At 46.8% G+C, this 25,837-nt stretch carries 20 protein-coding genes; 11 read left to right on the top strand and 9 right to left on the bottom strand.

Annotated features, from left to right (window positions below; translation table 11 throughout):
* Nucleotides 1-1,014 precede the first annotated feature (1,014 nt).
* Complete coding sequence (locus H5715_RS04795) at nucleotides 1,015-2,964, bottom strand: glycoside hydrolase family 11 protein (protein WP_246434761.1); 1,950 nt, start codon at nucleotides 2,962-2,964, stop codon at nucleotides 1,015-1,017.
* 872 nt (nucleotides 2,965-3,836) lie between these two features.
* Entirely contained in the window at nucleotides 3,837-5,141 is a 1,305-nt protein-coding gene (locus H5715_RS04800; RefSeq protein WP_075188128.1) for a glycoside hydrolase family 11 protein, read from the bottom strand.
* Nucleotides 5,142-5,728: 587 nt separating this feature from the next.
* Between H5715_RS04800 and H5715_RS04805 the strand changes: the two genes are divergently transcribed.
* Entirely contained in the window at nucleotides 5,729-7,552 is a 1,824-nt protein-coding gene (locus H5715_RS04805) for a cation:proton antiporter (protein ID WP_075187956.1), read from the top strand.
* A 56-nt stretch (nucleotides 7,553-7,608) separates the two neighbouring features.
* Here the strand turns inward: H5715_RS04805 and H5715_RS04810 are convergent, their stop codons facing one another.
* Nucleotides 7,609-8,280 carry a UPF0149 family protein gene (locus H5715_RS04810; RefSeq protein ID WP_075187955.1) on the bottom strand — a complete coding sequence of 224 codons (672 nt, stop codon included), beginning with the start codon at nucleotides 8,278-8,280 and terminating at the stop codon, nucleotides 7,609-7,611.
* Between the two features lie 294 nt (nucleotides 8,281-8,574).
* Between H5715_RS04810 and H5715_RS04815 the strand changes: the two genes are divergently transcribed.
* Nucleotides 8,575-9,390, top strand: a complete 816-nt coding sequence (locus H5715_RS04815; RefSeq protein WP_075187954.1) for an aldo/keto reductase — start codon at nucleotides 8,575-8,577, stop codon at nucleotides 9,388-9,390.
* A 343-nt stretch (nucleotides 9,391-9,733) separates the two neighbouring features.
* Nucleotides 9,734-10,267, top strand: a complete 534-nt coding sequence (locus tag H5715_RS04820; protein WP_075188127.1) for a YaeQ family protein — start codon at nucleotides 9,734-9,736, stop codon at nucleotides 10,265-10,267.
* 141 nt (nucleotides 10,268-10,408) lie between these two features.
* On the opposite strand, the gene H5715_RS04825 is transcribed toward H5715_RS04820, so the two are convergent.
* Complete coding sequence (locus H5715_RS04825; protein WP_075187953.1) at nucleotides 10,409-11,134, bottom strand: polyamine aminopropyltransferase; 726 nt, start codon at nucleotides 11,132-11,134, stop codon at nucleotides 10,409-10,411.
* A 77-nt stretch (nucleotides 11,135-11,211) separates the two neighbouring features.
* Here H5715_RS04825 and H5715_RS04830 point away from each other — a divergent pair, with 77 nt between their 5' ends.
* Nucleotides 11,212-11,577, top strand: a complete 366-nt coding sequence (locus H5715_RS04830) for a YajD family HNH nuclease (protein WP_221892345.1) — start codon at nucleotides 11,212-11,214, stop codon at nucleotides 11,575-11,577.
* A 1,144-nt stretch (nucleotides 11,578-12,721) separates the two neighbouring features.
* Nucleotides 12,722-14,575, top strand: coding sequence for an endo-1,4-beta-xylanase (locus H5715_RS04835; RefSeq protein WP_075187951.1), 1,854 nt, complete (start codon nucleotides 12,722-12,724; stop codon nucleotides 14,573-14,575).
* Between the two features lie 83 nt (nucleotides 14,576-14,658).
* On the opposite strand, the gene H5715_RS04840 is transcribed toward H5715_RS04835, so the two are convergent.
* From H5715_RS04840 to H5715_RS04850, 3 genes are all read right to left on the bottom strand, one after another.
* Nucleotides 14,659-15,018 (bottom strand): acyl-CoA thioesterase, encoded by a 360-nt coding sequence (locus tag H5715_RS04840; RefSeq protein ID WP_075187950.1) that lies wholly within the window; start codon nucleotides 15,016-15,018, stop codon nucleotides 14,659-14,661.
* A gap of 120 nt (nucleotides 15,019-15,138) precedes the next feature.
* Nucleotides 15,139-16,917, bottom strand: a complete 1,779-nt coding sequence (locus H5715_RS04845; RefSeq protein WP_083608252.1) for a cellulose binding domain-containing protein — start codon at nucleotides 16,915-16,917, stop codon at nucleotides 15,139-15,141.
* A gap of 440 nt (nucleotides 16,918-17,357) precedes the next feature.
* On the bottom strand, nucleotides 17,358-18,119 hold the full coding sequence (locus tag H5715_RS04850) for a hypothetical protein (RefSeq protein WP_075187948.1): 762 nt from the start codon (nucleotides 18,117-18,119) through the stop codon (nucleotides 17,358-17,360).
* A gap of 242 nt (nucleotides 18,120-18,361) precedes the next feature.
* Here H5715_RS04850 and H5715_RS04855 point away from each other — a divergent pair, with 242 nt between their 5' ends.
* The 4 genes from H5715_RS04855 to H5715_RS04870 all read left to right on the top strand — a co-directional run bounded on the left by H5715_RS04855 (nucleotide 18,362) and on the right by H5715_RS04870 (nucleotide 22,364).
* Nucleotides 18,362-18,682 carry a hypothetical protein gene (locus tag H5715_RS04855; RefSeq protein ID WP_075187947.1) on the top strand — a complete coding sequence of 107 codons (321 nt, stop codon included), beginning with the start codon at nucleotides 18,362-18,364 and terminating at the stop codon, nucleotides 18,680-18,682.
* A 164-nt stretch (nucleotides 18,683-18,846) separates the two neighbouring features.
* The gene (locus H5715_RS04860; protein ID WP_175574339.1) at nucleotides 18,847-19,779 is read left to right on the top strand and encodes a LysR family transcriptional regulator; all 933 of its coding nucleotides are present in this window, start codon (nucleotides 18,847-18,849) and stop codon (nucleotides 19,777-19,779) included.
* A 201-nt stretch (nucleotides 19,780-19,980) separates the two neighbouring features.
* A complete protein-coding gene (locus tag H5715_RS04865) occupies nucleotides 19,981-21,570 on the top strand; it encodes a hypothetical protein (RefSeq protein WP_075187945.1) in 1,590 nt (529 codons plus the stop codon).
* Nucleotides 21,571-21,614: 44 nt separating this feature from the next.
* Nucleotides 21,615-22,364, top strand: a complete 750-nt coding sequence (locus H5715_RS04870; protein WP_075187944.1) for a hypothetical protein — start codon at nucleotides 21,615-21,617, stop codon at nucleotides 22,362-22,364.
* 21 nt (nucleotides 22,365-22,385) lie between these two features.
* On the opposite strand, the gene pspF is transcribed toward H5715_RS04870, so the two are convergent.
* Nucleotides 22,386-23,438 (bottom strand): phage shock protein operon transcriptional activator, encoded by a 1,053-nt coding sequence (pspF, locus tag H5715_RS04875; RefSeq protein WP_075187943.1) that lies wholly within the window; start codon nucleotides 23,436-23,438, stop codon nucleotides 22,386-22,388.
* Nucleotides 23,439-23,698: 260 nt separating this feature from the next.
* Between pspF and H5715_RS04880 the strand changes: the two genes are divergently transcribed.
* Both H5715_RS04880 and H5715_RS20475 read left to right on the top strand, forming a co-directional pair.
* Complete coding sequence (locus H5715_RS04880) at nucleotides 23,699-24,346, top strand: head GIN domain-containing protein (protein ID WP_075187942.1); 648 nt, start codon at nucleotides 23,699-23,701, stop codon at nucleotides 24,344-24,346.
* Between the two features lie 359 nt (nucleotides 24,347-24,705).
* Nucleotides 24,706-24,828 carry a hypothetical protein gene (locus tag H5715_RS20475; RefSeq protein WP_343044300.1) on the top strand — a complete coding sequence of 41 codons (123 nt, stop codon included), beginning with the start codon at nucleotides 24,706-24,708 and terminating at the stop codon, nucleotides 24,826-24,828.
* Here H5715_RS20475 and H5715_RS04885 read toward each other — a convergent pair.
* Nucleotides 24,808-25,788, bottom strand: coding sequence for a hypothetical protein (locus tag H5715_RS04885; protein WP_075187941.1), 981 nt, complete (start codon nucleotides 25,786-25,788; stop codon nucleotides 24,808-24,810). The genes H5715_RS20475 and H5715_RS04885 overlap by 21 nt on opposite strands.
* Nucleotides 25,789-25,837 lie beyond the last annotated feature (49 nt).

Below are 25,837 nucleotides of genomic sequence, written 5' to 3' on the forward strand. Positions count from 1 at the left end.
TCTGTCGGCATTCTCTCGATAGTGCTCGTCCCACACCTCTCCAAAACAACAATTTAGGGCTTGCTCCATAAACTCTCGCCCGCAGGGATGCCGGTGTGAAGCCCCCATGGATGGGTTTATGGGGCGGGCGCGCAATGGGTGTCTGGCGCAGGCTTGATCCCCGGTGTGTAATCGGATTTCCCACGGAGGATCGTGAGAACGAGTGGATGACCCATCCGGATAGGATTCTGACCCACCCGGATAGGATTCTGACCCACCCGGATAGGATTCTGACCCACCCGGATAGGATTCTGGCCCACCCGGATAGGATTCTGACCCAACCCGGATAGGATTCTGACCCACCCGGATAGGGCTCTGGCCCACCCGGATAGGGCTCTGACCCACCCGGATAGGATTCTGGCCCAACCCGGATAGGGCTCTGACCCACCCGGATAGGATTCTGGCCCAACCTGGATAGGATTCTGACCCAACCCGGATAGGGTGCTGACCCTTCCGGATAGGGTTCTGACCTGTCCGGATAGGATTCTGCCCCTCCCGGAACCCGGTACTCATCTTATAAATAGACCGTCGCCACTATAAAACAAGGTTTGGCGGCTCTCGCTCGTAAGGGCGCGGGCGTGAAGTTCCCAAGGAAGGCTTTACGGCGGGTCGGAGAAGTCAGTGCGCAATTGATGTCTGGCACATTATCTGAACCTCCTCATGATTATTGCGCTATTTAAGAGGGCGATGAGGTGCATGTTTTTCAATTAAGTGAACGTTTGGGCGTTGTGCGAAGGGTGGTTGTCTTGGGAAAGTAGGGCGAGAGATTGATATCCACAAAGTACAGGCCAAAAAAAAGGGCGGAATAAATCCGCCCAAAGTTGGCTAAGGTCTCGAACCCTTTTTTTAGGTCGTGCCACCTAAAATTATGTAAGTACTATGAAACGTTTATAGAAAATAACGTCTACTATTTTACGTCGCTGGCTCTGATTAAGTGAAACAGAGGCCTTGATAATAACGACTTTTTTTGTGGTACTAGTTACAAACAACTCCGCCATTGCCCGATTGGCTGTTACAGGTATCGGGACCGATACAGCTTGCAGAATTCTCCCATCCCCAGCCGCTGGTCTGGTTCTCACAGCTTGGGTATAGGGTGCCATACCAGTTGCACTGGCAAGCGCCGCCGCTGGTTGAGCTGGACGACGAACTACTGGAGCTGCTGCTACTGGTGCTTGAAGTGCTGCTAGAGCTGTTGTTCGAGCTTGATGGCGCGACTGCTCGGCCAGTGCTCGGGTCGATTTTGCCAGGGCACAGGCCTCGGGATTGAAGGTTGGATGCGATCTGTGAGATGGCGTTGTTGGTGTTGTTGTAGCTGGCGTCGTGCATCAGGATCACTTGGCCATTCTGGAGCTGGGCGGCCGCGCTTGCGATGGCGGAGGCGCTGGCACCGTCCCAATCACGAGAGTCAACATCCCAAGTGATAACACGGAGACCGAGGTCTTGCGCCGCTTGGTTGATGGTGGAGTTCGTCTCGCCGTAGGGTGGGCGGAAGAGTGTGGGCTGAGAACCGCCTGCGTTTTGGATTGCCTGATTGGTGTCACTGAGTTCGTCGCGAACCTGCTGGTAGCTCCAGTTGAGCATGTGCGAGTGCGAGTAACTATGATTCTGAACTTCGCCTACGCTCAGCTGCTGTGAGAACTGACCTGAGTTGCTGGCAACATTCTGCCCTGTATTGAACCATGTTACGGGGGTAAGGTTATTTTGGTTGAGTAGGTTAATAAGGGTGCTGGTGTTGGAGCCAGGACCGTCATCGAAGGTGATGCCAACGTACCCGTTACAGGAGCTGTTGCCGGTAGAAGAGCTGGTGCTCGAGTTGTTACTACTGGACGAGTTAGAACTACTGCTGGTGGTACCGCTGCTGCAGTTGCCGCTGAAGCAATCGCTGGTTTCACCGAAGCCGATGACGCCGCTACAGTGCATGGTTTCGGAGTAGGAGCCTCCACCACATTCACCGTCGTAGGTTGCAGTGTTGTATTCCATATCTTCAGCTTGGCGGGTCTCACCATTGACATAAACATAGTCGAGTATGACGTCGAGGCCACTGGAGTCGTTGTCGAACTCTACCTGGATGTCGCCGGTTGCTGTGCCGTTGTAGGTGTAATCCTGGTTGCTGGTGGTTAGAGTCCAGCTTGCGACGGTGGAGCCACCAACGATCAGGTTGATATGCTCAGAGCCGTTCGTGCCGCGCGCGCGAACGGTAATGCCGCTACCGCCATTAGCACTGGAGCTCGTACTTGAGCTGGTACTGGAGTTGCTTGAGCTTGAGTTGGCACTGCCTTCCCACACGGTGATGTCGGAGCTGCCAGTACTTTGGTATCCCTCAGTGGCCAAAACCATATAGTCATGGCTACCCAGATTCAGGCCTTGACTCGCCCAATAATTAAAGTGGTTGGCGACGGTTATGGTCCCACTTATGCTGCCGAAGCTCTTCTTAGGTGATCTTACGCTAAAGTATTGATAAAACGTCTGAGTGCCTTCAATAGAGGGTTGCTGTACTCGCTGACAGCGACGAACATTGTAAGTGGCGCCGTCACTTTGAAAACTGCCATAGTTTGTGCCGCCACTACAGGAGGCCGGATTGTAAGAGCCGTAGCTTTCGATGATGTAGTATTCGATGAGTGGACTTTTTGTCCAGCCATAGAGAGCTAGGTAGGAATTTTGGGAGCTATCAACGTTGTAGCTGCCCGAGTAATTGACAACCTTGGGGCCGCCAGGATTCCACCCTTTGCCGCCAACCCAGTTATTGGTGCTGTTGCTCCACTGAGATGTGTAGCGGCCATCTTCGCGCAAGCCAAAGGTTGCATCGCCGGAATCTTTCCAAAACGAATAGTAAAAACCGTTATGGGTGCCTGTTTGGTTTGACGTTATTGTTTGGGCGTTGGACGCAGGTGCACACATGGCTGCGGCGCAGACGAGTGTCGCCATCACACTTTTACCCGATCGGGTGATTTTCTGTTTGAACTTGTTACTTCGCATATTGATTAATTTCATTATTATTCTCCGTATATAGCTTCTCAACCAATACCGCCATTAGAGGAGGAGGGGCTGTTGGAAGGCTTATCCTGTTTATTGCAAACAGGTGACGTTGATCGAGCGCCATACGGCTTTGCTGTTATTGTTAAAAACGGCATGGCTGCATCGAAGGTGTTTATATATCGTGGGGGTATGATATTGTCAAATGAACTATAAGCATATTGTCAAATAAACTATATGGGTGCTATAGATATAGCGAAATGATATTTATTTGCAGTATTCTTAGATGGTTTTTCTATTTCAAGTAGGCTAGGGCGCGACGATGTGCGTACCTTAGATGTGGTTTTTCATAAACTGGATAAACTCCACCGCAGCTGTAATCACTCGTAAAAACTCATTATTTCAATATATAAGTTGTAGCATTGTACGGGGGCATTCAAGGCCGTTTTCGCTATCGATGGCAGGCGGTCCTTTTATATCGGCTATGGGATCCGAAAGGTTGCGGCGTAGATGGTTGTAGCGTGACGCTCTTTAGATTGAGTCCTCCGTTCAATGAGTGTTTTTGCGTATACCCTACGGCTGCAGTTTTTGCTCGAGCTCTGGTTTATCGGTAAAACTTGAGGCTTGAATTTGATGAGGCGCCCAAGGAATGAACGCTTTTTCTTCCGGGCCAATATCGAAATAAAAAAAGGGCAGAATAAATCTGCCCCGAAGGTGGCTAGTTTCCCCTAGCCTTTTTGCACTTGGTTTTTCTTGAATTAATCTTCTGCGCTTGAGGTTTTGGTTAAACGAACCCTCAAACGAAGTGATGCCGTTTAAATGTATTAATTACAAACCACTCCGCCATCACCATATTGGTTGTTGCAGGTGTCGGTACCAATACAGCTTGCGGAGTTCTCCCACCCCCAACCGCTGGTCTGATTCTGACAGCTAGGGTACAAGCTGCCATACCAGTTGCATTGACAGGAGCTACCGCTGGATGAGCTTGTGGAGCTGCTGGATGAGCTGCTGGAACTGGACGAATTACTGGTGCTACTGCTGGTTGTACCACTGCTACAGTTCCCACTGAAACAGTCAGAGGTCGCGCCGAATCCAATGACACCATTGCAGTGCATCGTTTCAGAGTAGGAGCCTCCGCCGCATTCGCCGTCGTAGGTTGCAGTGTTGTACTCCATATCTTCAGCTTGACGGGTTTCACCGTTGACATAAACGTAATCGAGTATAACGTCGAGTCCACTGGCGTCGTTGTCGAACTCTACCTGGATGTCGCCGGTCGCTGTGCCGTTGTAGGTATAATCCTGGTTACTGGTGGTTAGAGTCCAGCTTGCAACGGTGGAGCCGCCAACGATCAGGTTGATGTGCTCAGAGCCGTTCGTGCCGCGCGCCCGAACCGTAATGCCGCTACCGCCAGTAGCGCTGGAGCTTGAACTGGAGTTTGAGCTGGTACTGGAGCTTGAACTGGAGCTTGAATTGGCACTGCCTTCCCACACGGTGATGTCGGAGCTGCCAGAACTTTGGTATCCCTCAGTGGCCAAAACCATGTAGTCGTGATTACCTAGGTTAAGGCCTTTACTCGCCCAAAAGTTAAAGTGGTTGGCGACGGTTATGGTCCCACTTATGCTGCCGAAGCTCTTCTTAGGCGATCTCACACTGAAGTATTGATAGAATGTTTGAGTGCCTTCAATAGAGGGTTGCTGTACCCGCTGGCAGCGACGAACATTGTATGTTGCGCCGTCACTCTGAAAGCTGCCGTAGTTCGTACCGCCGTTACAGGAGGAAGGGTTGTAAGAGCCGTAGCTTTCGATAACGTAATATTCAATGAGTGGACTTTTTGTCCATCCATAAAGGGCCAGGTAGGAGTTTTGAGAGTTGTCGACGTTGTAGCTGCCCGAGTAATTGACAACCTTGGGGCCGCCGGGATTCCAGCCTTTTCCGCCAACCCAGTTATTGGTGCTGTTGCTCCACTGAGATGTGTAGCGGCCATCTTCGCGTAAGCCAAAGGTTGCATCGCCGGAATCTTTCCAAAACGAATAGTAAAAACCGTTATGGGTGCCTGTTTGGTTTGACGTTATGGTTTGGGCGCTGGACGCAGGTGCGCACAGAGCTGCGGCACAAACGAGTGTCGCCATTACGCTTTTACCTGTTCGGGTAAGTTTCTGTGTGAACTCATTACTTCGCAAACTGATTGATTTCATTATTATTCTCCATATATAACCTCTCAACCAATACCGCCAATAGAGGGGGAGGGGCTGTTGGAAGGCTTATCCTGTTTATTGCAAACAGGTGACGTTGATCGAGCGCCATACAGCTGTGCTGTTATTATTAAAACGGCGTGGCGGCATCGAAGATGTTTATATATAGCGGAGGCAGGATGTTGTCAAACGAACTATAAGCATATAGTCATAAAAACTATATGACTGCAAGCAATATAGCAATATATTGTTTAAAGCGGTATTCCATGATGGTTTTTTTATTCTAAGTAGGTTAGCAATAAATAAAACCCACATTCAAAAAATGGGGAAGTGGTAGCCCTTTGTTAAGAAAAATACTCCATTGTTGTTGCTGTCATTTATTGCATGAGCCTATTAGTAAGCGCAGGGTTCGCGTAAAAGCACCGCACCTAAATCACGACATAGGTTTAGTCTGTTTTTGCTTACTGAATACAGGTAAAGGCATGTAGAATCTGTGATCCACAGAAAGCCGATGGGCGGTAAAAATGTTTAATGATCCTGTTGTATTGTTAGTGAGTGTTGGGCTTATATCTCTGGCGTGTCAATACCTTGCCTATAGATTAAAACTACCGGCCATTTTACCGCTGTTAATATCGGGTATTGTTCTGGGGCCAATACTTGGAGTGCTGCATCCCGACGAGTTGTTTGGTGATTTATTGTTTCCCATTGTATCCCTTTCTGTCGCCATTATTTTATTTGAGGGCGCACTTACTTTACGTGTTCAAGATATTGCTGGCCATGGTTCTATGGTGCGCAACCTCTGTACAGTCGGCGTGGTGTTGACTTGGTTAGTGGTGACGCCAGCAGCGCATTTTATGCTTGGGGTTAGTTGGCAGGTGGCCTTTCTATTTGGCGCAATTGTTACCGTAACTGGCCCTACAGTTGTTATCCCTATGCTACGTACGATTCGGCCGAGTTCTCGGGTGGCAAATATATTACGTTGGGAAGGGATTATTATTGATCCTATTGGCGCTTTATTGGCCGTATTGGTATATGAATATATTGCCAGCGACCAAAATGCACTGTCACATACCCTGCAAGCATTCGGTTTAACGGTTGCTGTTGGCGTTGTGGTTGGCGCAGGGTTGGGGTACCTCATGGGTGTTGCGTTGCGTAACAACTGGATACCTCTTTACCTACAAAACACGGCGGTACTTACACTAATGCTGGGAGGGTTCGCTTTTTCCAATGTGTTGGCCCATGAGTCAGGTTTGTTGACGGTTACCATTATGGGTATTGGCTTAGCTAATATGAAGCATGTTGATGTGGACGACATATTAGAATTCAAAGAAACGTTAAGCGTGTTACTCATTTCAGCGCTATTTATTTTGTTGGCTGCACGTATAAATTTTAGCGAGATACTCAGTATTGGCTGGGGGGCTGTTTTAGTCTTGGTTGTAATTATTTTTATCGCTCGCCCGTTGGGTGTATTCGCTTCGGCACTCGGTTCAGACATTACCGTTAACGAACGGTTGTTGCTTAGTTGGATAGCGCCGCGGGGCATTGTTGCGGCGGCGGTTTCGGCATTGTTTGCCTTGCGGCTAGAAGCTCAGGGGGACGCACAGGCATCCATACTGGTTCCCATGGTTTTTCTGGTTATTATCTCAACTGTTGTTCTGCAAAGTTTAACATCGGTAACGGTGGCGAATTTGTTAAAGTTACGGGCTCCTTCTCCGAATGGAATATTAATATTCGGTACCAGTAAATTTGCACGGGCTTTAGCCAAGGGATTGATCGAGAATGGCATAACAGTACGTATGTGTGATACTAACTGGGACTCTATTGGTGAAGCGCGTATGGATAATATTCCAACTTATTACGGTAATCCTATATCTGAACACGCTGAGCGCACGTTGGATTTATCTGCAATAGGTCAGGTGTTAGTGCTATCGCCTTATCGGCAATTAAACCCATTGGTTACTTACCACTTTGAATACACGATGGGAAAAGGGACGGTGCTTGCGTTAACGTCGGGTGAACAGGAAGGTAGAGCGAGCCACAAGGTATCAGAGGACTATGCGAAAAAGTTGGGCTTATTTAATGCAACGGCTACTTATGGACGCTTGGCGGGCTTGATAAGCCGCGGTGCAAAAATTAAAGGCACAAAATTATCTGAAACCTTTACCGAAGATCATTACCGTGAGACCTACGGTAATCGGGCAACACCGCTGTTTGCGGTTGATACTCAGGGGCACGTCTATTTTTATACCTTGGACAAGCCCATTAAGCCAAAAGCTGACTGGACGCTCGTAAGCTTGGTTGAGAACGAAGAATCTGCTGCGAGCGAGCCGGTTGAATCAATGAGTTAAGGCGCTACTTAGGTACCGGTGTTTTAATTTGAGTCCAGTGCGTGTTTAGTTTCCGTTTAATGCAAACAGCATTTTTTATATTTTTTACCGCTGCCACAAGGGCAGGGATCGTTGCGGCCTGTTTTGGGGGCGGTGCGTAATACGGTTCCAGTATCGGTACTCTCGTCACTGCGCTGTTCAAACCAATAGCTGTGAAGTGCTCGTGCGGCAGGCTCTATTTTTTGTTGCGATTGCCTGAATTCGGTTTCGCTCATTTTATCTAACTGTTCGTAGCCTGCGTAGGTGCCGTGCAGGGCAATGCGATCCAGATGGTGGCGCAGGTTCTTTGGCAGTTTTTCCCAGCCGCTCAGCGTGACGCCACGCATATAGCCAAAGCACCATTCGTCTACGATGTTATAGGTTTTAGCGTTAGCTTCCGTCTCGTTAAACAGTGCTTCAAATTCGCTTGAGCGCTCCAGTAGCATAAAAATGTTGTTGTTCATATGCTGTGTGGTAAACCGCATGAATTTTTCCATTTCTTCGGGCTTTTGCCACTCGGGCTCGGCACCTTGCCCTCCCCAGATTTCTGGGTACCAGACGCTGGGCATAACAGTGTTTGGGCTGGATACAATCGCGGTAAAAAAGCCATCCAATTCGCTCATGTCAATTATTGAGTTGTCGTTTTCGCAGCGGAAGATGATGCTCTCTACAAAATTCAGTTCGTCTTCTGTGAGGGGCGCGTAGTTCATGGTGGGGTCTCTATTGGGTTGAATAGCGAAGGCGCGGGGTGCTTGGGGATTTTAACGTATTTACGCTGATATTTTACCTTTTAACGTAGACAGATGGCACATGAGCTAACAGGTAATACCTGTCTTGCATTTTACGTCGATTTTTTGTTTAGGTGTGTCGGTCGCGAGGGGGCACAAATAGGTGTTCGTTATCAGCAGGGAATTGGCTGAAATTTAATCTGTGTCCCTTGGGGGCAGACGTCCAGTTTACCCGGAGTGCATTACAATGCTCCGCTGATTTATTGAGGGGGTTATATGTATACGTTTCATCAAATGCCTGCCCTGGGCTACGGCACCTGGAATAGAACCGCAGAAGAAACCTACAACGGGGTGATTACCGCACTGGAGGTTGGTTATCGACATATCGATACAGCACAGAATTATGAGAATGAGGTGGATGTTGGCAAAGCCTTAACCGATAGTGGCTTGAAGCGTCAAGACATCTTTCTAACGACAAAAGTTAAACCGGAGAATTATGGTTCTGGCGTAATTTTACCTTCTGTTAGAGAGAGTTTGGAAAAGCTGCAGACTGAACAAGTGGATTTGCTGTTACTGCATTACCCGTCGATTAATAATGAATACCCGATGGAGGATTACGTCGCGCAGTTAGCAGAGGTGTATGCTCTGGGCTTATGTCGACATATAGGTGTTTCGAATTTCACGATTCCGTTGATTGATCAGGCTATTGGGTTGTTGGGTGATGGGATATTGGTAAATAACCAGGTTGAACTTCATCCGTTTATGCAAAATAGGCCTATTGCCGGCCACTGTAAGTCGCTTGGCGTTTCAATAACGGCTTATTCGCCTATTGCGCGTGGAGGGGTTGTTGGTGAGCCTGTTTTAAACACAATTGCGCAACGGCATGAGGCCACAGAGTCTCAAGTTAGTTTGGCGTTTTTGATGGCGGAAGGGTATACCGTAATTCCAGCTGCCCGATCACGTGAACGTATCGAGGAAAACTTTTTATCCTCAAACCTAAGCCTGAGTATTGAGGAGATTGAGAAAATTCGCACACTCGATGCTGGCAAGCGTTTGGTCGACGGGCCCTGGTGTCCGAAGTGGGATGTGTAGCGAGCAGGCTTTGCAAGGCCATGTAGAAAGCGCTTAGGCGGCTCATCTGCCTTTTAACTTCGAAGAGCTGGGCTCTGTGTTCGTGACGACGGTCTTTGGTGTCGAGAGTCCGGCGCCTGGCCTACTAGACGATGCTATGGTTCGTTTTGGTGGTGAACACTAAATCCTATACATCGCGTACTGGCTTTTTGATGGCTCCAGAAGGAAATGCAAAAATCCTATGGCGCTTGATCTTTGTGAGGCTGTGATTATCAAACCCTATCTTTTAAAACGGCGTGCCAGTGCAATACTGCTAAACTAGCGGCCTGCTAGTTCGTCTTTTAACTCATTCATGGGTTTGTTTATGGCTTTAAGCTCCACTATTTATAAATTTACCATTGCGCTTTCTGATTTAGATCGCCATTACTACGACACGTTAAATCTTACCGTTGCGCAGCACCCTAGTGAGAGTCTTGAGCGTGTAATGGCCAGGGTATTGGCATACTGTTTACACGCAGAGGAATTTTTGGCATTTACCAAGGGCTTGTCCACTCCGGAAACTCCAGATATTTGGGCGAAAAGCCTCGATGGTCAAATCAGCGTATGGATTGAGATGGGAGAGCCCGCGGCCGATAAACTTAAAAAAGCGAGCCGTGTTGCTGAGGAGGTATGGGTGTATTCGTTCAATAGTAAATCCACTGTTTGGTGGCAGCAGGAGCAGGCTAAAATTGCACCGCTAGCCGTTAGGGTGCGGCAGTTTAGCTGGCCCGAAATCGTGGCTCTTGCTGCATTGGTTGAACGCACTATGGCGTTTTCGGTCACTATTTCGGGCGATTCGGCTTTTATCGCTACCGGCCAGGGCGAGTGTGAGCTGAGTTGGCAGGCGTTAAAGGATTAATGTTTGCTGGTTTAGGTTTAGGTTTAGGTTGAAACGTCTAAGCCGGCGGTTAAAAATGATTTATGCGGTTATCGCGCGAGTTAATATGCTCGTTCGGTATGAGGAAGCTTCGCTTCTGTACATTTTTGCTTAATGCCAGAGTTAGCTTTTCACGCAAACATAAATACTGTTTGTCGCGTCTTTGTTTTGGAATGGGTTGTAGAACGAAACGACGTGTGCTTCAACTTTGTCGAAGACTGTGGCCAGTAGAGTTTGGAAGTTTTCATCGGGTAAGTCTTGGGACCACATGGCGAATACGCCGCCGGGAAGAAGTTGTCTGGCCATCGCTCCGAGGTTTTCGGTGCTGTAAAAACTGGCGTTACTCTGATTTAGAAAGGCGGTGGGGGAGTGATCGATATCGAGCAGGATGGCGTCGAAACGTTTGCCCGGTTGAGTGCGATCAAATCCTCCGGTTGAGTTTTGTACGGCCAGGTCAAAAAAGCTCGCATGCACGTAGTGGCAGCGTCCATCGGCATTTAAAGCAGTGCCTAACGGCACCTTTTCATCTCGATGCCAGCCAATAACCGTTTCCAGCGCGTCTACCACCAGCAGTGATTCAATACGAGGATCTCTAAGCGCGGCTTCGGCGGTGTAGCCTAGGCCCAAGCCCCCTACAACTACCTGCAGCTCTTCGCCTTCTACCGAGGCTAGCCCTATCGTCGCAAGTGCAATTTCGGCATCTACAAACATGCTGGACATCAAAAACTCTTCACCCAGCCTTACTTCGTAGATAGGGTCCTGGCCCAGGGCTGGGATTACACGTCGGCGCAGCGATACTTCACCGAGTGGTGAAGGCTGGCTATCAATTTCTTCAAATAAAAGGGACATTTGGGCCTCAAGTTTTGGGTGCGAGAGCGTATACTAACACGTACTGCTTCCGGTATTTTTAGAGGGTTTTTATGGTTATGCGTAATTCTGATTTGGGCAAAGTAGATCGTGTACTCGCTGAGCAGCGGGAATATATCGCCAAGCGAGAGAAGGGCTATCGTGAAAAATCCTTAAAGCTCTACCCTTGGATTTGTGGGCGTTGCAGCCGGGAATTTAACCATAAAAACTTGCGAGAGCTCACGGTTCATCACCGTGATCACAATCATGATAACAATCCTTCTGATGGTAGCAATTGGGAGCTACTTTGTATCTATTGTCACGATGAGGAGCACACCAAGTTCGAAAACCAAGTTCAATTTGGTAACCGGGCGGAAAAAGAAATTGCTCCCGCGACTTACAATCCGTTTGCTGGATTAAAAGAGAAATTGGAGAAGGGGGAGTAAATAACTTCCTTAAGGGTGAGGGTAATGGGAAAGGTGTGTGGAAGGCTTTTTTTTTCTCATACTTAAATATGTGCTGGCTAGTTCCATTTTTTGAAATTTATTTTTGGATGGGGTTGCTCGTGAATTGAGGGGGGGTAACGATTTTACTTTAGGGCGCCGATGCCAAGCGTTTGTTATTGCGCCTAAAAAAGCGCTGGCAACGAGCAGACGCGTCTGCCGTCTAAAAATATTGCTACAATTGAAAGTCTTTTTCCCTAATCGGCGTGACGGATTAGGGCCTTTCTATTTTCCTAGGTGTCGTTGTACATGGGGTGTGTTGAGGCTGCCCCTGGAATCTACTCTATAGGTGTAATCGGTTAACATAGTTGCTGTAGTTTAGATGTGGAGTTGTAGCTTGTTTTCCGCTATTTCCCCTTGCCATAAGGGTTCATGGTTTTATCTTCGCGAAATATAATCATTTATTAGTAAGGTTTTTGTGACAGAGTAGGTTCGGTGGCGCATTTTTTATTCCCAAGGACTAAAGGAACGACATATAATCGTCGGAACGACTATTAAACGTTGTGTTCAATGTTACGGTTCATAAGAAAAATATTCTATCGACTCTAGTTAATACATTATTGGCGTTTAGTCATACATAAATCAGATGTTGCTAGCCATAATAAAATTACACCTTAGCGCTCTGGTTTGTTTGTTCCTCCCAATATTTTATTGCGGTAAAGCCGGGAGCTTTCGCCGCTGAAAGTGAGTAGGATTTTTTGTGGCGATCAGAAAATAATAATAATTTAATAGTATTTAATCTCGGTATCTTTCTTTCGGGAAATATATTTACCAGCAGGCTGTTGAAAGACTATCTGCGTTGCCAGCGCGGCGTTAAAAATGCTCATTTTTCGCTATGAAATCCGGTTTTACGCCTATTTTCACCCTGAGCTGACGGCCTCGTTTACGTTTTCAGAAAATAGTTAGCTACTTTTTTAAGGGTCGTTCTACTCAGTACGTCATTTAATAATGAATTGGCTGCGAATAGAGTGGTTAAGTAGCTAGTTTTTGAACCATTTGTCGATTTCAGGCATCAGGCTGTTTACTGGCTGGTTAACGGCCCGTAGCTTTTTTAGACTTAATAAATCATGTTTAAGAGGACCATGTTATGGATAAATTAATCAAATCCGCTAATCCCTTTTTAAGAGCGGCTAGACGCTCTGTGGGTATTATTAGTGTAAGTGCCGCTCTGGTGGCTACATCTCAGGCTGCGTTGGCGGCATGTGATTATGAGGTATCGAACGAGTGGGGTTCCGGTTTTACTGCGAGCATTGTTATTACCAACTCTACGTCCACTGCGGTGAATGGTTGGGATGTTGAATGGCAATACAGCGGAGATAACCGTATTACCAGTCTTTGGAATGCTAATTTGTCTGGCAGCAACCCATACTCGGCCAGTGATATTGGCTGGAATGGTTCTATTCAGCCAGGCCAGTCTGTGCAATTCGGATTTCAGGGTACGTCGGGTGGAACTGCAGAAGTTCCGGCGGTGACCGGAGCTGTATGTAGCGGCTCCTCGTCCTCCAGCAGCAGTTCTTCTTCAAGCAGTTCAAGCTCGTCGTCCAGTAGCAGTTCTTCTTCAAGCAGTTCGAGTTCGTCGTCCAGCAGTAGCTCTTCTACTAGCAGCTCTAGCTCTTCGAATGGTTCGTGCGAAGATATGTGTAAGTGGTATCAGGATGATCCTCGACCACTGTGCGAAAATCAGGATACCGGTTGGGGGTGGGAGAATAGCCAGAGCTGCATTGGCCGCACCACTTGCCTGTCACAAAGCGGCACTGGGGGTATAGTTAGTAGTTGTAGCAGTTCCTCCAGTTCAAGCTCTTCAAGCAGTAGCTCTTCAAGCAGTAGCTCTTCAAGCAGTAGCTCTTCAAGCAGTAGCAGTAGCTCTTCAAGCAGTAGCAGTAGCTCTTCTTCCTCAAGTTCCAGCGGTACCACGGACAATCTTTACTCTTTGGCAGATTTCCCACTTGGTGTTGCTGTTTCTGCGGGGAACGAAAGCCGTAGCTTTCTGAATATTACAGAGAAACAAACTACGATTAAGCAGCATTTCAGCCAGCTTACAGCCGGTAATATTATGAAAATGAGTTACCTACACCCCTCTGAAAACAGCTATAGCTACGATAATGCTGATGCTTTGGTGGCTTGGGCTAATTCAAACGGTCTGAGCGTACATGGCCATACCTTTATTTGGCATTCCGATTATCAGGTGCCTGATTTCATGAAGAATTACAGCGGTGATTTTGAAGCGATGTTGGATGAGCACGTAACTAATATCGCCTCTCATTTTGCTGGCAAACTGGCAAGCTGGGACGTTGTGAACGAAGCGATTGATGAGAATCAGTCCAACTGTTATCGCAACTCTGTGTTCTATCAGAAACTGGGGAGTGATTACATTCCTAATGCATTCCATGCGGCACGTGCAGCGGATCCAAGTGCAGACCTCTATTACAACGATTATGATACCGAAGGTGGTAACAGTAATAAGCTGAATTGTTTGCTGGATATTGTGGATAATTTACAGGCCCAAGACGTACCTATCGATGGCGTAGGTTTCCAGATGCACGTTCAGATTGATTGGCCGAGCTCTAGTAGTATTGCAACCGCGTTTCAAGCCGTTGTTGATCGTGGTTTGAAGGTGAAAATTACCGAGCTGGATGTACCAATCAACAACCCTTACGCGGATGCCGCGTTCCCTCAGTACAGCAGCTATACAGCGGAAGCGGCAGACAAACAGAAGCAACGTTATAAGTCGATTATTCAGACCTACCTCGATGTTGTGCCTGCCCATTTGCGTGGTGGTATTACGGTGTGGGGATTGTGGGATGGCGACAGCTGGCTGTTGGAATTTGATGAGCGCCAGGGTGCCGATGATTGGCCATTATTATTTTCCGGCCCTTCAAATGGGCCCTATGAGCCAAAGGCGGCGTTTGACGGTGTAGCAGAAGCCCTGCTAGGGCAGTAATACTCGGCTAAAGGTGTCTGCACTCTAAGCGCAACCAGTGAATTTGGCTGCGCTTTTTCTTTTTGTTTCTCTTCTCTCGTTCATTATGTTTGACGGATTGAACACTTCTCGCCCTTTTTATCGATACAGACGAAGATAACCTCGGTAGAAAATATTTCCGGATTTTCACCTTGTTGTGAACTTGCCACACTGGCGGTCACGCGATACGTTACGGAGGTTGTTCCGGTTTTTTCTTTTTCTACGTTAAACGAAAGAATACTGCCAAGTTCTACGCGCTTTTTATATGCGACCTTTTCCATTCCTACGGTAACAAAACTTTTTCCAGGGTGATCCAGTCGCGCACAAATATAGGCTGATTCATCGACCCATTTCAGCAGTGTGCCGCCAAATAAATAACCATAGTGGTTGAGGTGTTCCGTTAAGACAAGCTGGTAGTTATGCATAGTGTTTTTAATTGAAATCGGAATTCAAATGGCTGTCTATGTTTCAGCATAGTGCTTTCTAAAAAGAAAGCCCGGCAAAAATTCCGGGCTTTTTGATTTGCTAGCCTTGGCTTGCTGTTTTTAACTTCCCGTACAGCTTTGGCCGCTGAACACTGGCGTACTGGCACTACCACTATCTTTGTTGCCGTTAAAACTAAATGAAACACTGGCTGCTGGTTGGATGGAACTGTTCCAACCCAAGTGCGTTGCCGTATAGGGGTTGCTACCGGAGATACTGGCGTTCCACAGATTGGTAACGGTGGAGCTATCGCTGTATTCCCACACGGCTTCCCACCCTTCGATAACGCTGTCGCTGTTATTGGTGATGGTGATGGTTGCCTGAAATATAGCGCCCCAGTCGCCCACAATGGTGTATTCGCAGCTGGTGTCGGGGTTGGGTATCTCCGTGTCGTCCTCCAGCGTTATTGCTTGAGTCTGGTATACGCTGTAGTGGTTGTCCCAGGCGACAAGTGTAATGGTGTAATGACCGCTTTCAGCGTAGGTATGGCTGGTTGCCCCTTCTTCTACATTCTCGTTAATACCATCGCCCCACTGTATTATTATGTCGGGTTGAACGACATCTGGGTCCATTACGGATACTTCACAGCTAACAGTTTGCTCGTCCAGGCTACAGCTTAATGATGACTCGGGAGGATGACCATTTCCGATAACTGAAAATTCTCCACTTGCGATTGTGCTGTTAATCCCGTCGCTCACGCTAACGGTAATCGTCCTGATGCCGCCTTCGGCGTACATATAAGAGCGTGAGTCGGAGTTTCTTGTTGCCGGTTCTACGCCGTCACCCATATCCCATGTGTAGCTCAGCTCATCGCCATCTGCATCTTCGGCATCGACAGAGCATTGGGTGATGTACTGAGTAAGAGCTATTCCCAATGCGAAGTTGTCGCCGTAGAGGGTTTGATTGCTGCAATCCAATGTGGCAGTGGGTGGCGTGTTGATTATATCTCTGACGATTATCGTTTGTTCTATGCTATCGGTACCACCTGAATCTTTAACCGTAAGGAGAATAGTGTAGGAGCCTGCGAGGACGTAGGTGTGGGTAGCTACTTCACCCTCTGAGGTACTGCCATCACCAAAATCCCATTGATAGCTGCCAATTACGCTATTGGAACGTGAGTTATGGCCGTCGACAACTACAGTCAGGCCCGTTGTTTCCGCTTCAAATTGCGCTGACGGGGGCTGAGGGTAGACTACGTTCACGGTTTCGGATACTTCGTCGGTAAACTCGCCATCACTAACCCTTACGGTTACCGTGTAGGTTCCTCTGGATAGTGATGTGGTTAGCCTTCCCGACGAGCCACCGTTTATTGCGTTGCCGTTAATAAACCATTCGTAGCTTAGTTCGTCGCCGTCCGGGTCGCTGGAGCTACTTGCGTTGGCGTTAATTATCGCTTCAGAAACACTTACCGACAATATCGCTACGGGCGGATTATTTTCTCCACTGGGCGGATTAGAGGGCTCACAATCGCCACCTAGCTCCACCGGTGTAACACTGGCGCCATTTGCCTTGTTTAGTTGCATACCGAGTTCGGCTGATACTCCCGGTTGCAGCGTTGCATTCCATTGTTGCGGCGAGAGACTATAAAGGTTCTCACCAGCGAGGTCGCCTCCCCAGGCGGTACTTAAGGTAATGTTTTCTGGGAAGGTGATGAGTATTTCAGACCACTCTGCTGCTTGCTCCTCATTGTTGGTGATAGTGACTACTGCCGTAGCGCCGCTGGTCCATTCTGAGCTTAGGTTAAACTCACAGTTGAATTGTGCATGAGACATTCCGGTACTTATAGCCATTACTGCGACCAGAGCGGAGAGGAGGTATTTAAGGTGTGTGTAGTGTCGCATAAAACAGTCCTTATTTTATTTTATTGGGGATATTACTTTTAGACGAAAACGGGCTTAAACGTTACCATTTAAGGTTTTGCATAGTTGCTCAAATACTTATTTCAGTAATGCGGGGGCTGAATTAAGCGGTGATCATATAAGCAGTATAAGGGGGCTTTATGTGCCGTTCTTTACTGCCGTGAGAGCAGGGCGATTATAGTTCACGTTAGTTTAAAAATATTAGTACTGGCTTACAGTTAATTTATTTATATAAACCCTTTGTGGGAGCGTTGCGATAATTGCACTGAGGCACGGCTAAAAGAATCATGTGCTTGGCCCAAGTATTCAGTAATGTATTTATGTGCCAAGTCAGGGGCGCAAGCACATCTTATAACGAATGCTATATCGGGTTTTAGTGTATACGTAGTCTTCGTTAGCCCAAAGAGTACTGTTGGGCGCATTTATTGAGATTTTATTGGGGATGTCCTTACGTCGAAAAAGGAATGGCTATCGGTTGCTATGCCATTGTCGTTTAAGCTAAACACCGGATCAGCCAGCGTTACTTCGGCTTTTTTTTTCGTGACGGTACTGGTGGTTAGATGCGCAAGGTTGTCCAGTAGCGAATCTGAAGTGGAGGCTGGCATATGTTCCCAGAGCAGGATATAACCGCTTTCGATAATGAAAAGGACATTGTCCAGCAGCGTAGTTTCAGAATGCTCGTTTAACCAGAGGTTGATACTTTGTGCAATATTGTGCTCCGGTATGTTTATTTTTAACACTGCGATAGAAAGTCGTAGCTCACCTGAATGCCAATCAATGGTGTTGTTAAATAAGCAGTATGGTTGACCTTCATGGAGAGCACCAGCCCACAGTTGAGGAAAATTACTGCTTGATCGACCTCTGCCACTGGTTTCGCTAAAGTTAAAGACTGATCCATGTAACATGCCGTAGGCTCTGCCAGAAACTGAGCTTTTGGTTGCTGCGGAGTAACTGCCTGCGGAAGCATATACAACCAGTGCGACTTCGTCCGGCAGGTTTCCGGTGTCTTCCGGTATTAGCGCTGGGAAGTAGGCCTGGAGACCGACCGGTCCCATTTGCTGTACGGTAGCGGGAATAAAAACGTTGCCAAGAATCTTAACAAAGTCATTATATTTACTTTGATAGCGTTCGGATCTAAATCCTCGCCAAACACGAATACCTTCGCAGTTGCAGTTTGCTGTCATGTCTCTTTACTCACTGATGAGAAAGCTCAAGAGTAGAGGAAAAGGGGGGGCGCTATCAAGTTCGTATAGAAAGGGTATCCATTTTATCGCAATTGCGAATACGTTAATTAATGCTTTGGCGGGTTGATATGCATTCAGTTCAGAATTATTGAAGTGGCGTTCAAATCTTTTAAGTAGGCATATGGATGGGAATGCAGCATAGTAGGTCCCAAGCGAGCAGAACAAAAAAAAGAGGCTGAAAAGTGTGTAACGGTGTGCGAAAACAGGTTGTTAATAATACTGAATTCGACTTATCTATTACGCTTTTCGTTCGAAAAGGAGCGAACATAAACGCCAAGGAATTTGGGACGGTTTGTTTTGATATCGATGCAGGAAGCATTGAAGAGATTGAATACGGAAATCTTCAAAACGGCTATTTAAATGGAATTCGTCTCGCTGCTAAAGTCGATGGATCTGACGTGTGCTATATGGAGATGGTGTCTGACGAAAATTGTGCTTTGGATCAGCGTCTAAACTGCTCTGACACAATAAGTATCGGGCGCATAGAGCACTTTTGTATATAAAGTAGACTAGTTACGGATAAGTGGGATTAAGGAAAGCCATGGACGATCCATCTGACACAAGGAAGTGTACCACTAGTATTTTCGGCGAATACTCCTTTGTACGTTGACTACCTAATATAAGCTGTTAGAGTCCCAGGGACTTCTTGAGCTATATAGGTATAAACGTGCATATAAATGTAAAACACCTCACTGCGCTGAAAGTAACCGTTTTTGAAACTTTTCTGGCTGTTGTTGATAAGGGAAGCTTCAGTAATGCCGCAGATGTTAAAGCTCTTTCTCCCGCCGCCGTTACCTTTCAAATTAAGCAATTAGAAGAAATTGTCGGTCAGAAATTATTTATTCGGGGTAAAGATCAGTCAACCTTAACGGAATCTGGTATCGAAGTACTCAAATTTGCTCGTACCATGGTTGAGGGTATTTCCTCTCTGGAAGTCGGCCTTAAAAGCGCAGTAGAGACTATGTCGGGTACGGTAAAGTATGCGATGCCGCATGGCTGTTTACTTTCTCCTCACTTTGGTATGTTATTAGATAAGCGTAAACAGTACCCCGGTATTAATTTGGTGGTAAATTTGATGCTTAATGAAGAGGTTTTATCGCTCATTAAAGAGAATAAAGCCGATTTCGGTTTTGTGACCGAAAAGGTCGCCAACCCTCTGCTGAATTATCAGGAGTTTTGTCAGGAGGAGTATGTTCTTGTTTCGTCCTCCCGGAAAAATCTGACGGAAATTAATACCGATAATATCCTGGATTATCAATTCGTAGCTTATCCGTCATTTGAGCAGCTTTTTACTCTGTGGAAAGCGCATTTTATGGCAGAGCTTAAAGATGTAAGCGCCGCTTCTTTAAATCTTGCCAATCGCTTTAACTGGATTGATGGGGCGATAAAAATGGTTATCGGCGGTTTGGGGTTCTCCATCTTCCCCCGGCATACCGTTCAGCACCATATCGATGCCGGTGCGTTGTTCGAGTACCCATCTGAATATCCACCACTATTCAATAATATATACATCATTCAGCATATTCATGCGCAAAAAAATGAACGGGTTCGCCAAGTTATTGATTGGTTTTTAAGCATGCACTCGGATGAACGCAACTAATGACGAAAGATAAGTAAGCTCTGAGCAAGTCCAAGCAGCCACTGGTTTTTAAGTACTTCTGTTGGCAAGGTATGCGATATGGGTAGGCGACTCGCCTGCTAAAGGAGTACAACACCCGAAAGCTACAGCCTTTCAGCCAAATGCTTTAGGTTGTGCAGAGACTGTTTGGACTTGTTCATAGCGTCCCTAAAGGCATTTCCCATGAATACTATTCCTTACGCGATTGCAGGCTTTAACGGCGAGAGTTGGGTGTTACCCGCTGCAATAGAAGAGAGTTATTGGGCCACATTGGGGGCTGGTGCTGATACGCTTTGTCTCTCAGTATTTCTTACCAGTGACCATCAAATGGTATGCGCACCATCAGCAGATTTATCCGGGGTTTCCTCCGAGTATACCGATATAGGGGCTGTCAGTTTTGAACAGCTCGTGTTAATTGACGTGTGTGAAAAGTGGCGATCTCAGGCCTTGGATAGCGATGGTCAGCCCATTGGTGAATGGGGTGGAGATACTCCCTGGCGTAAAAATAATTCGAGGAGTTTGCGCAGTTTTTTAAAGCTGGAGCGGGTACTCCAACTTTTTTCGCGGCGCGCAAAAATAATATTGCTACTCCCCGGTGATGATTATGCCTTATTACAGGTTTTATGTGAACAGCTACATCTGAAAGTAAAGCGGTTCTCGCTCGCAAAACGCGCTATGTTAATTGCCGAAGAAAAAGGCTTTGAATGGTTGCAGCAGACGGGTAGTGACATTCCAGTGGCCTTGGATATTCGCAAAAAAAAGCTTAATGACGATACTGCTTCCAACCTACGCTCCTCCCATTATTCGCGTTTCTTTGCCAATTGTGAGCAGGTTATAGATAGCAGCCTGCAGAGTACGCAAGTAGCAGGCTTTCTTGATGATGAAAATATAAAATGGGTTTTGGCCAGCAGCTCAATGCGGTTTACGCCTAGCAAATATTATCTGTACAAATTATTGTCGATTAACACTCTAGAAACGCTGATTGTCGGAAGTGTTTCTGCATTGAAGGAAAATTTGATCCGGCCGGGATTGATTTATAGTGATGGCCTGCAATCCGGCACTCTTGATCAAGCGCAATGGGCCGCAGGTTACTCCCATAATAACAATGACACTGATATTCGTTTTGAAAAGGGTGTGGTTATTGATATAAAAGAGGGCGGTGAATACTCTGGTGGGGCTGTGGTTAGCAAACTACCTACCTACGGAGAGTTTGACGTGAGGGTTAGTTACTCTGTGGCCAGTCCTCATCAGGGTACAACATTTGAGTTGGCAGCTATTACGATTGAGCCGAGTTATAAAAGCGTCAATCTTTGTTTCGATGTACATGGTGCTCCTCCGTATGCGTCTTCCGAGAGGGATGAAGACGACGGCAAACGGTGCGGCTGGAACAATGGCTTTTCTACGAGTAGCCCAATGTTGCGCAACCTCGATATTCAAAATGCAGTGAGTGAACCCGAAAAAGAGAAACCGAAAAAAATACTCTGGGGAGAAGCTTATTCTTCAAATATGTATAATTGCTATGGTCGCGATGTTGGCTATGGTGGTACTGAGCATACTTCAGGTGAGCTTCGTCTTACTCGTAGGGGCGATATTTTTACTACTTATTACCGGGACTATTTCAACAAAAGCTGGGTTTGTTCCGGCTGTATGTTAGTACAGAGTATGCCTTCCAGCGTCCACTTTCGTCTGGCCGCCAAACACTGGAAAAAGAAGAATCCAGCCCCGCCGGGTAACAAGGTTACTTTTCGGGATTTCTATTTGTATCAGGATTAGTTTGCGTGTGAGCGCCCAAAAATTGTCTGTCCAGGGGTTTTGTTATGAAAATGATGTCCATTTTTTTTCTGCTAATGTTTGTCTCGATTTCATCTTCAGCCGAGTGTACGTTTTCTTTTCAGGTTGATTCTGGGGCGGTGTATGATCAGGACGATATCAACAAGTTTGTGGTATCGGAAGTTCGGTCTCGTTTGAGCCGGAGTCAATCGATGTTTGATACGAAGGTGCACCGAAATTGTGATTCGAACAGCGATACGGTTGTACTGAACATGGAGGCGGTCGCACTCTATATCCACAGTATTAACGGCGTCGATTTGGCCGATGATGTGGAACGTTATACTGATGATGAAGCGATACTAAGCTTCGAGAACTTTAATAAAGCTTTCGATGACGCGCTAGAGTTCGCATCGCTTAACAAAAAACGACAGCAAAACGTTGTTAAGAGTTTTGCCTTTGTTATTGCAGAATCAGCCAGGTTTGAAGACGTTGATAAGGCCGTAATAAAAATATTTTCTACAGCTTGTTCGTATAAATGGAGTGATTATATGGATATGCTTCGACGCTGGAAAACCATTTCTATCTTCGTAAACTCTCAGGGCCTGGTAAAGGGCTTGCCTTCGCTTGGAGGTTGGAGGGCTTTCCTTATAGCGCCTATTACCAGCGAACAGGTGGAGCACTACAATAAAGCGACAGAGGATGGCTGGAAAGTTGTGAGGTGGAAGTATGGTGAGCCGCGCATTCAGGACAAGGCCTCACCACTGTCAACCGGAACAGCAAGTTGTTCGGCGATTTAGTTGTGTTTAATCAGTGCTTCCCTAGCTTTCTGAGTCTTTAAAAAGAGAGTATTTTTTTAAATTGCCTCTGAGTTGGTGGTAACTCAAACCAAGTAACTCAGCGGCTTTTCGCTGATTAAAGCGAGCCTCGTCCATGGCCTGATTAAGAAGCTCCTGCTCGTAAGTTTCCACTAGGTTTTTGAAATCGAGAGGGAATGCTGTGGAATCCGATTTAGCTGTGGCAGTGGGTGTTTCGGTATCGTCCGTATACTTTTGCGTTTTTATTTCCTGCGGTCGAGACTGGTTTAGCCGAAAAGGCGATTCAAAGGGATCTATTTGAATGTCGTCTATCGGTTCTGGATCGGCTCCCCAGCGGCTAACGCATCGCTCAACCACATTTTTTAGTTCGCGTATATTACCTGGCCAGCTGTAGTCTTGTAACTGTTCAATGACTGCAGGGGTAAACCCAGTAAAATATGGCAGGGCCATTTCCTTGCACATGCTCAGGGCGTAGTGTTCAGCCAGGAGAAGAATGTCTTCTTTTCTCTCTCGTAGTGGGGGTAGGGTAATCACATCGAAGGCCAGTCGGTCGAGTAGGTCGTGACGAAATTTTCCTTGGTCTGCTAAATCCGGCAGGTCTACGTTGGTTGCGGCAACCAGCCGTACGTCGGCAGTCAGGGTCGAGCTGCCTCCCAGTCGTTCAAATTCACCGTATTCAATAAAGCGCAGAAGTTTTTCCTGTGTGCGCATGGACATGGTGCCCAGCTCATCCAAAAACAGTGTGCCGCCATCGGCGCGTTCAAAACGGCCTTTGTGTAGTTTGCTTGCACCGGTAAAGGCGCCTGATTCATGGCCGAAAAGCTCGGATTCCAATAATTCCTGGTTCAACGCGGCACAGTTCATTTTTACTAGGGATTTGCTCCAGCGTTCAGATAGGTAGTGTAGGCGCTCGGCTATTAATTCTTTACCCGTTCCTCTTTCGCCAACCACCATGACAGGGCGGTTGAGTTGAGTCATATGAGAAACCTGCTCCAGTACTTCGAGAAAGCAGTCTGATTCTCCAATCACTTTGGGTGGTGTTTGTGGGGTGGTCATAAGCGCTATTTGTTAGTTTGTTTTACCGAATGTTAGCAACAGGCAGGGCTAGTTGGAAAGCGATAAATGTCGTTATATCGAATAAGTTAAGTAAAAACAAAGGGTTATTGTTTTGGTTTTTGTTGGCATGCTTTGTGGAAAGGTCTTGGTATTAGCTTAAGGGGGTAGCGAGGAGCATTATGTTGGCAGTGGGAGTTCTGCCAGAACAGGATGTTGTACGGGAAATCTAAAAATTCAAAATAACGAAATGGAGATAAGAGATGATCAAGCAGATGGGTTTCGGTTTGGCGTTAATGGTCGCGGCTATGGTTGGTGCGATGAGTGCGGTGGCGGATGACTCAAGTCGTCAAAGTTTTGAGGAGAGAGTGTTGGCGGAATTCTCACGAATTAAACTGGAAACGCCCGGAGACGTGAAAGTTGTGGTCGGAGAGGCGCAAAAAGTCGTTATTTACGCTGACCCGAAAACGCTCACCAAGATCAAAACTAAGAGCGACGACAGTACGCTTTATATTAAGCACCATCGTTGGATGTCCGGAAGTACGAATATCCGCGTAGAAATAACCTTGCCAGTGTTAGATGCTGCTTATATTTCAGGGTCGGGAAGTTTTGATATCGAGAACTTAAACTCGGACGAGTTTAGCGTGCATATCTCAGGCTCTGGGCGCTTCGTTGCTAACGGGGTAGCGAAAAAATTGAACGCACGTATTTCCGGGGCTGGGAGTATTGACGCGACAGGTGTAGATGCTGCTAGTGCCGATGTCCATATTAGCGGTTCGGGCAGGGTAAAAGTGAAGGCTCAGGATAATCTTGACGTGCATATATCGGGTAGCGGGTCGGTTCTATACCGTGGTGACCCCAAACTGAGCACGCGTATTTCCGGATCTGGATCTATTGATTCGATGGAGTAACGTTTACTGACGTTGCCAGCTAGGTATTTGCAATGGTGAGGGGCGTATTGGCTAAAGTGTAAACTGCCGCCACATTCCAATAACAATAAATCACGGGCCAAAATCCCAGCGCTAGCAGATTAGACCTTGGTTTATATCGGGATTTAGCCGATTGTTGCCACATGGTTTGTGCAGTCTCTAGTCGCTACTGTTGTTAATGCAAAGCAACCTGGCGCGATACCGGGAAAATAAATGAGTTGCTAAGCTTGGAAAATGTGCCGATTATGCTCGTAACAGCGCTGCTGGCGTTAATGATAAAAACCGGTGTTCACTGGGTGTGTATATGGGGTTGAGTTTTTGCCCTGGCTCGCATTGTATATATGCTATTGTTTTACGTTATAGCAACGGAGAAAAACCCCAGTCCAAGAAGTTATTCTTATCTGATTGGCCTACTGGTCAACCTGGGCTTGTTAGTTCCGGTGCTACTGCACTTGTTGAGTTGAGGCTGAAGCCTGTGAGGTAACACTGGAAGGCCAAACTAAATGATTTTTCAATTTATGTGTCGAACTAAAGTCGTCGGCTAATCGTTTGTTTTCGTTCTTGCTATAGGCTGGATTGTTTAATACAAATACGCGACCGTTTTGTTTTTTTATGGCGTCGATTTCGTCGAAAAATAGCTCTCTAAAAACGGCCGAAGCTTGTCCAGTGTTAAAGATATGGTCCAGGCCTTTGGTAAATCGTTCGACTTTTACTTTGTCGTTGGTGTTGAAGTAAGCCCAAGTTCTTATTGGGTAATAGATAAAGGGTTTATTGGCAATGGTTATTTGCGGATAGGTGTTTTTTACACTGTTGTAGGTTGGTTTTATTTGAAGGATGGATAGTGGCACGTGGTGAAATCGATCCTGCTGTAACATGCCAAACACGTTATTGATACGGAAGGAGGCCACCACGGGTATCTCCATGTGTTCATAGATCTGTACATCAGTCCACTGGTAGCCTTGGCCGACCGTGTAGTGCTTTAGTTGATCGAAATCTGATATTTGTTCAAAAGTGCTTTGGAACGTCTTCTTAACCAAGCTCTGGCGCAAGCCCAGTGCGCCCTCCAGAAAGCTGTTTTCATATTGATGGATTTCTTCTTGGTGATCCTTGGGTAAAATGGCTGCACTTAGGCTGCCGTGGAACTTTACGCCCAAAGATAACTCTTTCCAGACTCTGGCCATGGATGAGGGTGTTTTTAATGATGTTATGTTACAGGGGCCATATTCTTTTTCCGTTACTTTTGCTGCAAGCTTGAATATGGCTTCTTCATAATGGCTGAATGCCGAACCGAAACCGCCAACACGAAGAATAAAGCAGTGTTCACTCGCGGCGTGTGATTGTACAGGCTGAATCCCCAATAGTAAGGTCGCAAATAATGCGCCGACGGTTGTCAGGTATTTGGCTTGATTGTAGAGTAACTGCATCCGGGCGACTCGAGAAATGCGCTTGACACTACGAGTATAGTCGGCGTGG

The sequence above is a fragment of the Teredinibacter haidensis genome (assembly GCF_014211975.1).
Taxonomy (GTDB): Bacteria; Pseudomonadota; Gammaproteobacteria; order Pseudomonadales; family Cellvibrionaceae; genus Teredinibacter; species Teredinibacter haidensis.